This window comes from Streptomyces sp. SID12488, assembly GCF_010548275.1.
In the GTDB taxonomy this organism is placed as follows: domain Bacteria; phylum Actinomycetota; class Actinomycetes; order Streptomycetales; family Streptomycetaceae; genus Streptomyces.
This window is the reverse complement of sequence record NZ_JAAGLT010000025.1, coordinates 64,239-77,020: the sequence shown is the minus strand read 5'-3', so window position 1 is coordinate 77,020 and position 12,782 is coordinate 64,239. Positions and strand designations below refer to the sequence as shown.

General features: G+C 68.7%; 11 protein-coding genes and 1 pseudogene. 5 read left to right on the top strand and 7 right to left on the bottom strand.

Annotated features, from left to right (window positions below):
• Positions 1–23 precede the first annotated feature (23 nt).
• Positions 24–887, top strand: coding sequence for a LysR substrate-binding domain-containing protein (locus tag G3I56_RS30850; protein ID WP_164414689.1), 864 nt, complete (start codon positions 24–26; stop codon positions 885–887).
• Positions 888–1,145: 258 nt separating this feature from the next.
• A complete protein-coding gene (locus G3I56_RS30845; protein WP_164414687.1) occupies positions 1,146–2,972 on the top strand; it encodes an AMP-dependent synthetase/ligase in 1,827 nt (608 codons plus the stop codon).
• 47 nt (positions 2,973–3,019) lie between these two features.
• Here the strand turns inward: G3I56_RS30845 and G3I56_RS30840 are convergent, their stop codons facing one another.
• From G3I56_RS30840 to G3I56_RS30830, 3 genes are read right to left on the bottom strand one after another with little or no spacing between them, the layout of a single operon-like run.
• The gene (locus tag G3I56_RS30840; protein ID WP_164414685.1) at positions 3,020–5,062 is read right to left on the bottom strand and encodes a PQQ-dependent sugar dehydrogenase; all 2,043 of its coding nucleotides are present in this window, start codon (positions 5,060–5,062) and stop codon (positions 3,020–3,022) included.
• 11 nt (positions 5,063–5,073) lie between these two features.
• A complete protein-coding gene (locus G3I56_RS30835; protein ID WP_164414683.1) occupies positions 5,074–5,865 on the bottom strand; it encodes a Tat pathway signal sequence domain protein in 792 nt (263 codons plus the stop codon).
• 4 nt (positions 5,866–5,869) lie between these two features.
• Entirely contained in the window at positions 5,870–7,063 is a 1,194-nt protein-coding gene (locus G3I56_RS30830; RefSeq protein WP_164414681.1) for a glycoside hydrolase family 88 protein, read from the bottom strand.
• A 397-nt stretch (positions 7,064–7,460) separates the two neighbouring features.
• Between G3I56_RS30830 and G3I56_RS30825 the strand changes: the two genes are divergently transcribed.
• Both G3I56_RS30825 and G3I56_RS30820 read left to right on the top strand, forming a co-directional pair.
• Entirely contained in the window at positions 7,461–8,297 is an 837-nt protein-coding gene (locus tag G3I56_RS30825; protein WP_164414679.1) for an aldo/keto reductase, read from the top strand.
• A 387-nt stretch (positions 8,298–8,684) separates the two neighbouring features.
• A complete protein-coding gene (locus tag G3I56_RS30820; protein WP_164414677.1) occupies positions 8,685–9,380 on the top strand; it encodes a glycoside hydrolase family 75 protein in 696 nt (231 codons plus the stop codon).
• Between the two features lie 217 nt (positions 9,381–9,597).
• On the opposite strand, the gene G3I56_RS30815 is transcribed toward G3I56_RS30820, so the two are convergent.
• The gene (locus G3I56_RS30815; RefSeq protein WP_164414675.1) at positions 9,598–9,966 is read right to left on the bottom strand and encodes a VOC family protein; all 369 of its coding nucleotides are present in this window, start codon (positions 9,964–9,966) and stop codon (positions 9,598–9,600) included.
• Between the two features lie 62 nt (positions 9,967–10,028).
• Between G3I56_RS30815 and G3I56_RS30810 the strand changes: the two genes are divergently transcribed.
• Positions 10,029–10,487 carry a MarR family transcriptional regulator gene (locus G3I56_RS30810; protein ID WP_164414674.1) on the top strand — a complete coding sequence of 153 codons (459 nt, stop codon included), beginning with the start codon at positions 10,029–10,031 and terminating at the stop codon, positions 10,485–10,487.
• Between the two features lie 42 nt (positions 10,488–10,529).
• Here the strand turns inward: G3I56_RS30810 and G3I56_RS44200 are convergent.
• From G3I56_RS44200 to G3I56_RS30800, 3 genes and pseudogenes are all read right to left on the bottom strand, one after another.
• Positions 10,530–10,736: pseudogene (locus G3I56_RS44200) on the bottom strand (hypothetical protein); the annotation flags it as partial.
• A gap of 105 nt (positions 10,737–10,841) precedes the next feature.
• Entirely contained in the window at positions 10,842–11,543 is a 702-nt protein-coding gene (locus G3I56_RS30805; protein WP_164414673.1) for an SDR family oxidoreductase, read from the bottom strand.
• Between the two features lie 170 nt (positions 11,544–11,713).
• The gene (locus G3I56_RS30800; protein WP_164414672.1) at positions 11,714–12,634 is read right to left on the bottom strand and encodes a class I SAM-dependent methyltransferase; all 921 of its coding nucleotides are present in this window, start codon (positions 12,632–12,634) and stop codon (positions 11,714–11,716) included.
• Between the last annotated feature and the right edge of the window lie 148 nt (positions 12,635–12,782).

The window sequence follows — 12,782 nt, the reverse complement described above, 5'->3', positions numbered from 1 at the left end:
CGATAACGGGGTAGCGTGGAGGCGTGTACGACCCCTCTCATCTGCGGACCTTCCTGACCGTGGCCCAGACGCTCAGCTTCACGCAGGCCGCCCGTCGGCTCGGGCTGCGGCAGTCGACGGTCAGCCAGCACGTACGGCGCCTGGAGGACGCGGCCGGACGGCAGCTCTTCTCCCGGGACACCCACTCCGTGGAGCTGACCGAGGACGGCGAGGTGATGCTCGGTTTCGCCCGCCGCATCCTGGAGGTCCACGAGCAGGCGACGGCCTTCTTCACGGGCACGCGGCTGCGCGGCCGGCTGCGGTTCGGCGCGTCCGAGGACTTCGTGCTGACCCGGCTGCCGGAGATCCTGGAGGCCTTCCGGTACGACCATCCCGAGGTCGATCTGGAACTGACGGTCGAGTTGTCGGGCACCCTGCACGAGCAGCTGGCCGCCGGGAAGCTGGACCTCGTGCTGGCCAAGCGGCGCCCCGAGGATCCGCGCGGCGAGCCGGTCTGGCACGACGAGCTGGTGTGGATCGGCGCGGAACGGCTCCGGCTGGACCCGGACCGCCCGGTGCCGTTGATCGTGTATCCCCCGCCGGGCATCACCCGCGCCCTCGCCATGGAGGCCCTGGAGCGGCAGGGCCGGGCATGGCACGTCACCTGCACGAGCGGCAGCCTGAACGGCCTGATCGCGGCGGCCCGGGCGGGTCTCGGCGTGATGGCCCACTCGCGCGGGATGGTCCCGCCCGGCCTGGTCCGGGTGCCCGATCGCGCGGGACTGCCGGAGCTGGGCCGGGTCGACTTCGTCCTGGTCCACGGCCACCGCCGTACGTCGGCCCAGAGCGCGGCGGACGCGCTGGCGGCGGCGATCCTGACGAGCGGGGACCGGCTGCACCGGCGTTGACGGCTGCCTCCGCAACCTTAAAGACAGTCCCAAGAGGCCTGGCACGGGGAGTGAGCGGGTCGGTCGGATTCCGTGGAGATTACCGAACCGAGAGCTTCTCCGACGGAGGCGGTTCTGTCCGCCCCCTACCCATACAGACGTATTTTCCGCCCCGGGACGGCACCGAAGGTGAACACCCCTCGGCTTGGAACCCCTCCCGCAATGTGAAGGCGTGGGGTAGCTTTCACGGCGCTGTGCAAAGCGTCACTAGGAGCGGGTTTGCGCGAATTCACCAACCCAGCGTTGGCGTTGGCACCGCCCGTGGGCGGACTGGCCGACGTGGTGTTCGAACGTGCCCAGGAAGACCCCCTCCATGTCTCGCTCGGCCGCAAGGACGACGCCGGCCGATGGCGGGACGTGAACGCGGGCGAGTTCCGCGACGAGGTCCTCGCCCTCGCCAAGGGCCTGCTCTCGCAGGGCGTCCGGTTCGGGGACCGGGTCGCGATCATGTCCCGTACACGCTACGAGTGGACGCTGTTCGACTATGCGCTGTGGACGATCGGCGCGCAGGTGGTCCCCATCTATCCGACCTCCTCGGCCGAGCAGGTCTTCTGGATGCTGTACGACGCCGAGGTGACGGCGGCGATGGTGGAGCACGAGGACCACGCGATGACCATCGCCACGGTCATCGACCGGCTGCCCGAGCTGCGCCGACTGTGGCAGCTCGACGTCGGCGCCGTACAGGAGCTGTACGAGTCCGGTGCGCACCTCGACGACGACGTGGTGCACCGGCACCGGCTCGCGGTCACGCCCGAGTCGACGGCGACGATCATCTACACGTCCGGCACCACGGGCCGCCCCAAGGGCTGTGTCATCACCCACGCGAACTTCATGTTCGAGGCGGACACCGTCATCGAACGCTGGGAACCGGTCTTCCACTCCAGGAAGGGCGACGAGGCGGCGACCCTCCTCTTCCTCCCCCTCGCGCATGTCTTCGGCCGGATGGTGCAGGTGGCCGCGATCCGCGGCGGGGTCCGTTTCGGCCATCAGCCGCAGCTGAACGCGGCGGCCCTGTTGCCCGACCTCGCCGCGTTCAGGCCGACGTTCTTCCTCGGCGTGCCGTACATCTTCGAGAAGGTCTTCAACGCGGCCCGCCGCAAGGCCGAGCGGGAGGGCAGGGACGGCCCCTTCGAGAAGGCCGTCGAGGTCGCCGTCCGGTACGCGGAGGCCGTGGAGGAGAAGGCCTGGGACCTGGGCCCCGGCCCGTCGGCGGGCCTGCGGATGCAGCACCAGCTGTTCGAGAAACTCGTGTACTCCAAGATCCGGGCCGCGATGGGTGGGCGCGTACGGCACGCCATGACGGGCGGTTCGGGGATGGACCGGCGGCTCGGCCTGTTCTTCGCGGGCGCCGGCGTCCACATCTACGAGGGGTACGGCCTGACGGAGACGACGGCCGCGGCCACCGCGAATCCGCCCGAGCGCACCCGGTACGGCACGGTCGGCCAGGCCATCCCGGGCACGACCGTGCACATCGCGGAGGACGGTGAGGTCTGGCTGCGCGGCGACAACGTCTTCCAGGGTTATCTGAACAACCAGAAGGCGACGGACGCGACCCTGCACGACGGCTGGCTGGCCACCGGAGACCTGGGCTCCCTCGACGAGGACGGCTTCCTCACGATCACCGGCCGCAAGAAGGAGATCCTGGTGACGTCGGGCGGCAAGAGCGTCGCCCCGGGCGGCCTGGAAGAACGCGTCCGGGACCATCCCCTGGTCGCCCAGTGCATCGTGGTCGGCAACGACCGCCCGTACATCGCGGCCCTGCTCACCCTGGACCGGGAGGCGGTCGAGCACTGGCTCACGATGCGCGGCAAACCCCAGCTGACCTCGACGGAACTGGTCCGCGACCCGGACCTGGAGAAGGAGGTACGGCGTGCGGTGGTCGCCGCGAACACCCTGGTCTCCAAGGCCGAGTCGATCCGTACGTTCCGCATCCTGGCCCAGCCGTTCACCGAGGAACACGGTCTGCTGACCCCGTCCCTGAAGCTGAAGCGCAAGGCGATCGAGGACGCGTACGTGAAGGAGGTCGAGGCCTTGTACAAGGCCTGACTCCCTACCGGGCCCGGCTCCTCACCCGGCCTGATCCTCCATCGGCTCTAACCGATGTTCACGCGGAAGATCTTGTCGGCTCCGTCCGGCTCGCCTCCGTTGTTGTCGCTGTTGGTGGTGGACAGCCACAGCTGGTCGGCGCCCGGCACCTTGGTGACCGTGCGCAGCCGGCCGTAGGTCCCGACGTAGTACGCGGTCGGCGTGCCCACGCTCTCGTTGTCGCCGTTGATGGGGATGCGCCACAGGCGCTCACCGCGAAGAGACGCCATGTAGACGACGTTGCGGACGATGGCGATACCGCTGGGCGAGGCGTCGGCGACGCCCCAGGTCGCCTTGGGGTTGGTCATCCCGGCGACGCTGCACGACCCCTCGCAGGTGGGCCAGCCGTAGTTGGCACCCGGCTTGACGAGGTTCAGCTCGTCCTTGGAGCTGTTGCCGAACTCCGCCTCCCACAACCGGCCGTTGCGGTCGAAGGCGAGGCCCTGGGGGTTGCGGTGGCCGAGGCTGTAGACGTGGTTGCCGAACGGGTTGCCAGGGGCCGCCTTCCCGTCGGTCGTCATGCGAAGGATCTTGCCGTTGAGGGAGCTCTTGTCCTGCGCGAGATCGGGCGTCTGGGCCTCGCCGGTGGAGACGTACAGATATCCGTCGGGGCCGAAGGCGAGACGGCCGCCGTTGTGGTAGCGGTTCTTCTTGATGCCCTGGAGAAGGACCTTGTAGTCACTGAGTTTCGTCCCGTCGTACGTCATGCGGACGACACGGTTGCCCTCGGACGCGGTGTGCATGAAGTAGACGTGGTGGTTGGTCGCCCATTTCGGGTCGACGGCGACGCCGAGCAGTCCGCCCTCACCGTTGGTGGTGACGGCCTCGGGGACGGTGCCGACCTTGGTGCGTGTCCCGTCCTTGGCGAGTTTCCAGACCCCGAAGCCGTCCCGCTCGGTGATCAGCGCGGTCTGGCCGTCGGGCATCCAGTACGTGCCCCACGGGATCGTCCAGCCCGTGGACAGCGTGGCGACGGAGGACGGGACGCCTCCGTCGGTGGCGCAGGCCTTGGTGGTGAGGGCGACCGTGCTGCTCTGCTCGGACACATTGCCTGCCGCGTCGCGCGCGACGACGTTGAGTGTGTACGGGCTGTCGCAGGCGAGGCCGGTGAGGGTGGTCGAGGTGCCGTCGGTGACGGACTTGTAGACGGTGGACCCGCTACGCAGGTCGTACGCGACGACCGCCCGGTTGTCCGTCGAGGCACCCCAGCTCAACTCGGCGCTGTTCGCGGTGACGTTGGCGGCCGAGAGGGTGCCTGGCCTGGTCGGCGGGGTGGTGTCGGAGCTGGGTTTGGTGGTGCAGTCGACGACGGGGCTGGCGGCGGAGGTGTTGCCTGCCGCGTCACGGGCGATGACGGTCAGGTTGTAGGTGGTGGCGGGTGTCAGGCCGGTCAGCGCCTTCGAGGTCGAACTCCCGGGCGCCTCACCGATCTTGTTGCCGTGCTCGTAGAGGTCGTACGCCGCCACGGCCGCGTTGTCGGTCGAGGCGCCCCAGGCGAGGGTGAGGCCGTTCTCGCCGATGTCCGGGCAACTCGGTTGACCGGGACGGGTCGGGGCCTGGGTGTCGGTGGCCGCCGCCACGCTGATGCGGTCGAGGTTGGGGCCACCGCCCGCGGTGGTGGCGGTCGCGCGGATCCTGTTGGAGCCCGCGGTCAGCGGGACGTCGACGGACTTGGTGACCCAGGTGTTCCAGTCGGCGGTGGCCGGGAAGGAGACACCGGAGGCGACCACCGTGCCACCGATGGAGATGTCCATCGGGCGGTCGACGGCGGTTCCGTTGGAGTACCGGAGGACGACCGCGGAGGTTCCGGCGGTACCGGCACTCACCGTGAACTCCACATACGAGCCGGTGACGTTGGTGTAGTCGACGAAGCCGGTGCCCGTGTAGCCGGTGTGGTTGGTGGCCACCGCGCCCTGTACGACGGTGGCGTCCTCGGCCTGGTAGTCGGTGGCGGCCCGCGCGACGGAGCCGGCCAGGCCGACGAGCGGGACGGCGAGGACCAGAAGGACGATCGTCGCCGCGCCGCGGGTGCGGGGGGTGGGGGGTCGCATGTGACGGCTCCTCAGACGAGTTGGTAGCCGCGGAGGTTGGTGAGCAGCAGGTAGGTGTCCTGCAAAGACCCTGAGGTGTCGCCGAGGGAGCGGTAGATGCCCCACTTCGGGCGCACGCGGTCGGCCAGGAAGGTGTCGACGCCGGTCTTCGAGGCGTCGATCACGGTCGAGCCGCCGGACTTGAGGATCCAGCGGACCGTGCCCGCCGAGCCGTTGCCGACCTTGATCTGGAAGTCGACGTCGGTCCATTTGTCGTGCAGCGGGTCCAGGTTGGTACGGCCGATCAGGATGTCGTCGATGGCCAGTTTCAGTTCGATGGTCTGCACGCCGTTCACCCGGCGCAGCGACTGCACGACGAGCGGCGAGGTGCCGCTTCCGGGCTGCTTCATCTGCATGATGTGGGTAAAGGTGGTGGTCGCCTTGAGCGAGCTCGGGATGTACATCGAGTAGGTGACCCGCCAGGTCTGGCCCGCTGTCCACTTGAGGTAGTCGCCGCCGCTTCCGTTGCGCAGGCCCGTGACCTCCTGGCGCTGGCGGTCGGTCGAGGTGTCACGGTCGACGGTGTGCATGTTGAAGCGCCAGTTGTTGCCGGTGGCGTAGATGTGCGGGTGCGCGGCGGTGTGGGAGTCGGCGCGGTCGTCCTCGATGGTCTCGAAGGCGCCGAGGCCGTCCGCGCTCGCCGACGGGGCCCACTTCTGCTGCCAGGAGGCGGCGTGGGCGGTGGTGGCGGTCGGCAGACCGACGGCTGCTCCGGCGGCTCCGCCGAGGGCGGCTCCCAGCAGCGCCCTTCTGGATGTGCTCATGACACTAATCACCTCGCAGTTGTTCGTTCATGATCAGGAAGGCACCCAGGCCGTGGAAGTCGTTGGTGGCCCGGGTGCGGGCGATGTAGTACGCGTAGTCGCCGACGTTCGTGCCGACGGAGATGTCGGCGAGCTCGGTCCGGCCGTCAGCGCCGGTCGAGAGCTTCGCCAGGACGCCCTGGTAGCCGCGTCGGGCGACAGCCTTGAAGTGCGGGTGCAGATAGCCGTGTTGGACGCCGCGCGAGAGGGCGTAGGTGAACATGCTGGAGCAGGAGGTCTCGGTCCAGTTGTCGCTCTGTCCGCCCTTGTCGATCACCTGGAACCAGCGCCCGGTCGCCGGGTCCTGGTACTTCTCCAGGTCTGCCGCCAACTTGCGGACGATACCGATGAGTTGCGGGCGGCGCGGATGGTCGGCGGGGATGGCGTCCAGGACGTCAGTGATCGCCATGGAGTACCAGCCGACCGCCCGGCACCAGTGCTCGGGGGCGAGCCCGGTCTCCGGATCGGCCCAACTCGCGCTCCTCGACTCGTCGTAGGCGTGCCTGAGCAGGCCGTTCGCGACCTGGAGATGGCTGCCGTAGACGGCGAGCTGCTTCGCCGCCTCGTCGTGGGCGTACACGCTGTCGCCGAACTCCTTGCCGTACTCGACGAGGAACGGGTTCACCATGTAGACGCCGTCCGCCCAGAGTTGGTGGGCGCGGCCGGCGGTGTCCGCGTGCCAGAAGCCGCCGTCGCCCGTGCGCGGGTAGGTGTTCAGGCGGTCGCGGATCTTCCCGGCCGCCTTGCGGTAGCGGTCGTCGCCCGTCTCGTGGTGCAGGATCACCAGGAGCCGGCCGGCCTGCATGCTGTCCAGGTTGTTGAAGGCCTGGTCGATGGAGCCGTCACTCTTCACGAAGCCGTCGACGTAGTCCTTGATGTACGTGAGTTGGCGGTCGTCGTGGGTCCGCCGATAGGTGAGGTACTGGCCGTAGAGGTAGAGACCGACCGGGTAGGACCAGCCGCCGATGGCGCTCGGGGTGTAGCGGGCCATGGTGGAGTCGACGACGGCCAGGGACCGGTCGGGGGCCGCGGCCGGACGAGGTGCGGGCCACTCGCTCGCGGCCTCGGCCGGTTGCGGAACGGCCGTCGGCAGGGCGGTCAGGGTGACGGCGGTGAGCGCAACGGCCGTGAGGGCCGTGGACAGGCGCCGGTGTCTCATGTTCGTCCCCTTCGATGGGAGTCAGGGCCTTTGCCGGACCTTTTCATCCGATGTCTTGCGAAGGGAGCCCCCGCCTGGGGCGGGAGGCATCACAGGCTTGTTCAAGGGTGCGTACCTGCTTTCCGGGAGGGTGGGGAAGGGAATGCCCAGGCCAGTCGGTTGTTCACATGGATGCACAATGTTCAGCAACATGTTTGACGGCGCCATACAGCGTCGCGTCATGACAGGCTGCGGTCAATGGTCCGGACCGATGACCTCGGATGCATTTCCGGCCATTCTCGCCACCGGCACCGAGCCGACGGTCGGTTCGCGCGGATTCTCCCGGTCAGGAATGCGGCACGGCTCGCGCTCGTTGACGATGGGAGTACCCAACCGACGACTGAAGGATCGAGAGCTCGTGAGCAGCAAGGTCCCCACGATCACCCTGAACAACGGCGTCGAGATGCCCCAGCTGGGCTTCGGTGTCTGGCAGGTGCCGGACGACGAGGCGGAGCAGGCGGTCACCACCGCGCTGGAGATCGGGTACCGCAGCATCGACACAGCGGCGATCTACGGCAACGAAGTGGGCACCGGGAAGGCCATCGCCGCATCCGGCGTCCCCCGCGAGGACCTCTTCGTCACCACCAAGCTCTGGAACAGTGACCAGGGGTACGAGTCCACCCTCCGCGCCTTCGACGCCTCCCTGGAGAAGCTCGGCCTGGAGTACGTCGACCTGTATCTGATCCACTGGCCGCGGCCGGCCAAGGGCGCGTTCGTCGATACGTACAAGGCGTTCGAGAAGCTCTACGCGGACGGTCGCGCCCGGGCCATCGGAGTCTCCAACTTCCTTCCGGAGCACCTCGACCGGCTCCTCGCCGAGACCTCGGTCGTCCCGGCAGTCAACCAGATCGAGCTGCACCCGCAACTCCAGCAGCAGGAGTCCCGCGAGTACCACGCGGAGCACGGCATCGCCACGGAGGCCTGGTCCCCGCTCGGCTCCGGCAAGGGCCTGCTGGAGGTCCCGGCGATCGTGGCCATCGCCCAGAAGCACGGCCGCACCCCGGCCCAGGTCGTCCTGCGCTGGCACGTCCAGCTGGGCAACGTGGTGATCCCCAAGTCCGTGACACCGTCCCGGATCAAGGAGAACATCGAGGTCTTCGGCTTCAGCCTGGACACGGAGGACCTCGCCGCGATCAGCGCACTGCACGAGGGCCGCCGGCTGGGCCCGGACCCGGCCACCTTCGAGGTGGGCTGACGACGGTCACGGCAACGCCCCGGCCCGCACCGAATCCGGTCGCGGTTCCGGGGCGTTTCGCTTGCCCCTGAGTGTGTTCTCGGCCGTCGTGACGCAGGCTTTCGGCGCGGACGGGGCATTGACCCGGTCGGCGGTTTCCCGCACCCCACCCCGGCGCACATCACCCCACGCGCACCGCCGCCACCACCCACGCTCTCCCTGAACCGACCTGCCGCCCCACCCTCCCCCGGCTCCCGCCCGGCCTCCGACGCGTCCAACTCCCCATGGGAACAAGGGCAAACGGGCCGCGTCGAACCCCGGTCGACAGGGTTGACGCAGCCATGCAAACAGGTCCACCTTGGATCGCACCTGGTAAGGAAACTTTCCTAACAGAAGGGTCCCCCCACAGTGCGCTCTCGAACACTGACCCTCACCGCAGCCGCCGGCACGGCCCTGCTCGCCACCGCCGCGCTCCCCTCGTACGCCTCCGGCACGCCCCGGCCGGCGACCACCAAGGAGGGCTCGGTCAGCGCGGCCGGCCTGCTCGCCAAGGTGACGTCCTGCTCCCAGCTCTCCAACGGCAAGTACAGGACCGACGACGAGACCTCGGCCTCGATACCCGTGTGCGGCAAGAACGGCGCCGTGTTCTGGAAGGCCGACATGGACATCGACTGCGACGGACAACGCACGTCGAAGTGCAGTGAGACCACCGACCCCTGGTACCAGGACGACACGGCGTTCCACCAGTCCAACGGCAAGCCGCTCAAAGCCGATTCACTGCCGTACGTCGTCGTGCCCAGCTCCAGCAGCATCTGGAACTACTCCGGCGCCGGCATCAAGGGCGGTGGTGTGGTCGCCGTGATCTACAACAACAAGGTCGAGTACGCGGTCGTCGGCGACACCGGCCCAACGAAGATCATCGGCGAGGCGTCGTACGCCACCGCTCAGGCCCTCGGCATCGATCCCGACCCGGAGAGCGGCGGCACGGACTCCGGCGTGACGTACATCCTGTTCAAGAACTCGCAGGTTTCGCCCATAGAGAGCCACAGCGCGGCGGTCGCTCTGGGGGATCAGCTGGCCAAGCAGTTCATTCGCGACAACTGACAGGTCGCGCGGACAGGCGTGATGGCGGCACCCGGCCGCACGACAGGCACAGGTCCCGGCGATCCTGGAGTTGCGACGCTCTGTGATCATCGGAGAGACCTGTGCCTGCGCCGCAAAAGTGATCGCCCTGGACAGACGGACGTCGCCCGGATTCTCGACCCCCGGGCGCAACCGGTGGCCTTCGAGGACCGGTGATCGCCCGGTGGCATCGGGCGTATCAGGCGCGGTCATGGAGAGTGACCTGGTAGCCGTCGGGGTCGGCGAAGGTGAATGTCCGGCCGAAGGGGCCGTCGATCGGTGCGGAGACGATGGTGTGACCGTCGGCGACGAGAGCATCGTGAATGGCCTGGACGTCTGTCGCGTGGAGCCAGAGCGCGGCACCGATGCCGGGCTGGGCGACGGATGCGAGATCGGTGCCGGGGACGACGTCGCGGAGTGCGAACGCGATCGGCTTCGTCTCGAAGACGACGGCGTGCGGAGGTCCGGCCTGCGAGCGGACGAGGCCGAGGTACTGCTCGTAGAACGCCTGCGAAGCGTCGAGGTCGCGCGCTTGGAGCGAGATGAAGTCGGGGCCGGTGGCGGGCATGACGCTACTCCTTCATTCGTGTCAGTTTTCTGACACGAGTCAGGCTATGTCAGAATCCTGACATGAGTCAAAACAATGTCGGCGTCGACCTGGAGACGTCACTGGGCTACCTGCTGAAAGAGGCGTCGAGCGCGCTCCGTGCGGCCATGGAGGCGGTGCTGCGGCCGCTCGGGATGAGCGTGACGCACTACTCCTGCCTCGAACTGCTGGCTCAACGACCGGGCTTGTCGAACTCGGAGCTCGCGCGGGGCGCGTTCGTGACACGGCAATCGATGAACGTGCTGCTCCAGAACCTGGAACGAGAGGGCTACGTGACCAGGCCCGCGGAGGCACCTGTCGGGAAGGTTCTTCCCACGCGGCTCACGCCTCGCGGCCGGCAGAGTCTCGAGAAGGCAACTGCGGCGGTCCGGTCCGTCGAGGTCAGAATGCTGGCCGGCATGACCGAGACCGAGCAGTCGGACGCGCTCCGGATCCTGCGGAGCATGATCCATTCCCTGCGCGACGGCAACGACGGCGCATAGCTCATTCCCCGACACACATCTCGTCCTGGCGGAAGCTGCCGATCGCAGGAACTGCTGCTTCCTGTCGAAGACGATCCGGTCGCTGACGCGTGGCCGGTGGCAGCCCAGCGGATGGGTCGGCACGCAGGCCGGTCAGCCAGGCAGGCATTCAGTCAGTCAGTCAGTCAGTCAGTCAGTCAGTCAGTCAGGGAGCAGTACCGCGAACTGGTCCCAGAGATGTTCGGTCAGCCATGACGGCAGTACGGCCACAGGCCTCCCCGGTGAAGCCACGGAGCCGGGGGTCCGGGCGGCCCGTTACCGCGTCCACGCACGCGGCAACGGGCTCCTGGGCAGACAACTCCAGTCTTGGACAGGTCAGTTGGGCTGACCGATCGGTCGTACGACCACGGTGTTGACGTCGACTCCCTCCGGCTGCCGGATCGCCCAGACGATCGAGTCGGCCAGTTGGTCGGCCGTCAGCAGATGGCCCGGGGGCAGGCTGCCGTAGCTGTCCCAGAACGGGGTCTCGACGCGCCCGGGGGCCACCAGCGTCACACCGACGCCGAACTCCGTGACCTGGCGGCGGGTGTTCTCGGCGAGGCCGGTCACCGCCCACTTGGTGGCCCCGTAGATGTTGCCCGGTGTGGGGACGAACCCGGCGACGCTGCCGACCAGCACGATCCGGCCCCGGGTCTCCTTCAGCGCGTCGATCGAGGCCCTGATGAGCAGGGCCGGGCCGAGCACGTTGGTCAGCACCATCTCCGGCCAGCCCGCCGGGTCTCCGTCGGCGACCGTGTCGTGGGTGGCGAACCCGGCGTTGGCGACGACCGTGTCCAGCCGCCCGAACTGCTTCAGTGTGGTCTCGACGGCGCCACGGACCTGGTCGTACTCGGCGGCATTGCCGGGAATCGTCAACAGTCCGTCCGGGCGCCCGAGTTCCTCGGCGAAGCCGTTCAGCCGCTCCTCGCCCCGGCCGGTGACGGTGACCCGGCGGCCGGCGTCGAGCAGCCGGCGCGCGACGGCCGCGCCGATGCCGCTCGCGCCACCGGTGATGAGTGCGACGGGTGAGTCGGTCATGGTGGTTACCCCCTGTGTGTGCCACGCATGTGCCATGCGTGGCGGCGGCCTGCGCCTCGGTGAACAACGGGGAGTCCATCAGTTGAAGCGCTCTCGAAGTCAAGCCCGGGGAGAGCGCACCTGGCCTCCTGACCGATTCGGCAGGCGGCTCCCCCCGCTCACGACCGCGGCTACCCCTGCGGCTTGCTGCCCGTGTACACGGTGTACGTGGCCAGGACGAAGATGTCGGGCCGGTGGTGCAGACCTGCCTTGTCGTCGGGGTCGAGGAGGCGGTCGAGGGTGGCGCGGTCCTCGGCGTCGAGCTCGTCCGCGAACATGGTGCGGCGCCGGTCGAGGACACCGATCACATAGGCGCGGGCCGCGTCCGTGAGCGGGGCGGGGAGGTCGAGCGTGAAGGAGCGGGTGCCGGAGGGCCGCAGGCCGGCGGCGGTGAGCAGAGCCTGCCAGTCCTCGGTCTCGCGTACGTGGCCGGGCAGGCTGGTGCGCATCTCGGTGAACCAGCCCTGCTCGATCACGTCGAGCCGTGCCTCCAGGCCGGGCCGCCCGAAGCCGAGGTCGCGCGGCAGGTTCCGCTCGGGGAGGCCGCCCTCCATCACGGCGAGCGTGCCGCCCGGGGCGAGCACGGCCGCGAGTGCGGTGAGCGCGGCCTGCTGGTCACCGACGTGGTGGACGGCCCGGCTCGACCACACCAGGTCGGCGGGATACTCCAACTCGCCCAGCCCGTCAGGGAGTTCGGCTTCCACGGTGCTGAAGCGGTCGGCGGTGCCGAGCCGTTCGGCGTTCTCGCGGGCTCGCTCCAGGAGCGCCGCCGAACTGTCCGCCGCGACGACGCGCGCCTCGGGGAACGCCTGCGCGAAGAAGCCCGAGATGACGCCGGGGCCACTTCCCGCGTCGACGATCAGCCCCGGTTCCGGCTGCTGCCGGCGCAGCCAGGCCAGGGCGTCGGCGTAGAGCGGCGCGAACAGTTCGGCCTGCCCCTCCAGATGGGGGATCATCTCGGCGAAGTCGATGTGGGCATGGTCGTGGGAACGGCTGTGGGCGTGCGCAGGCGCCTGGTCGTGATCATGGTCGTGCCGGTGCTGATGGGCCATGGTGTACGAGCCTCCCGTTGTCGTTGGCACCAGCCTGCTCCGACCTCGCCGACCGGGCCAGTTCTGTTGCCGTTACGGCAAACAGAAATCTCCCGTATGCCCACTCACGGCAAAAAAACAGGATGCGCGGGTCCGCCCCGCTCCCCCA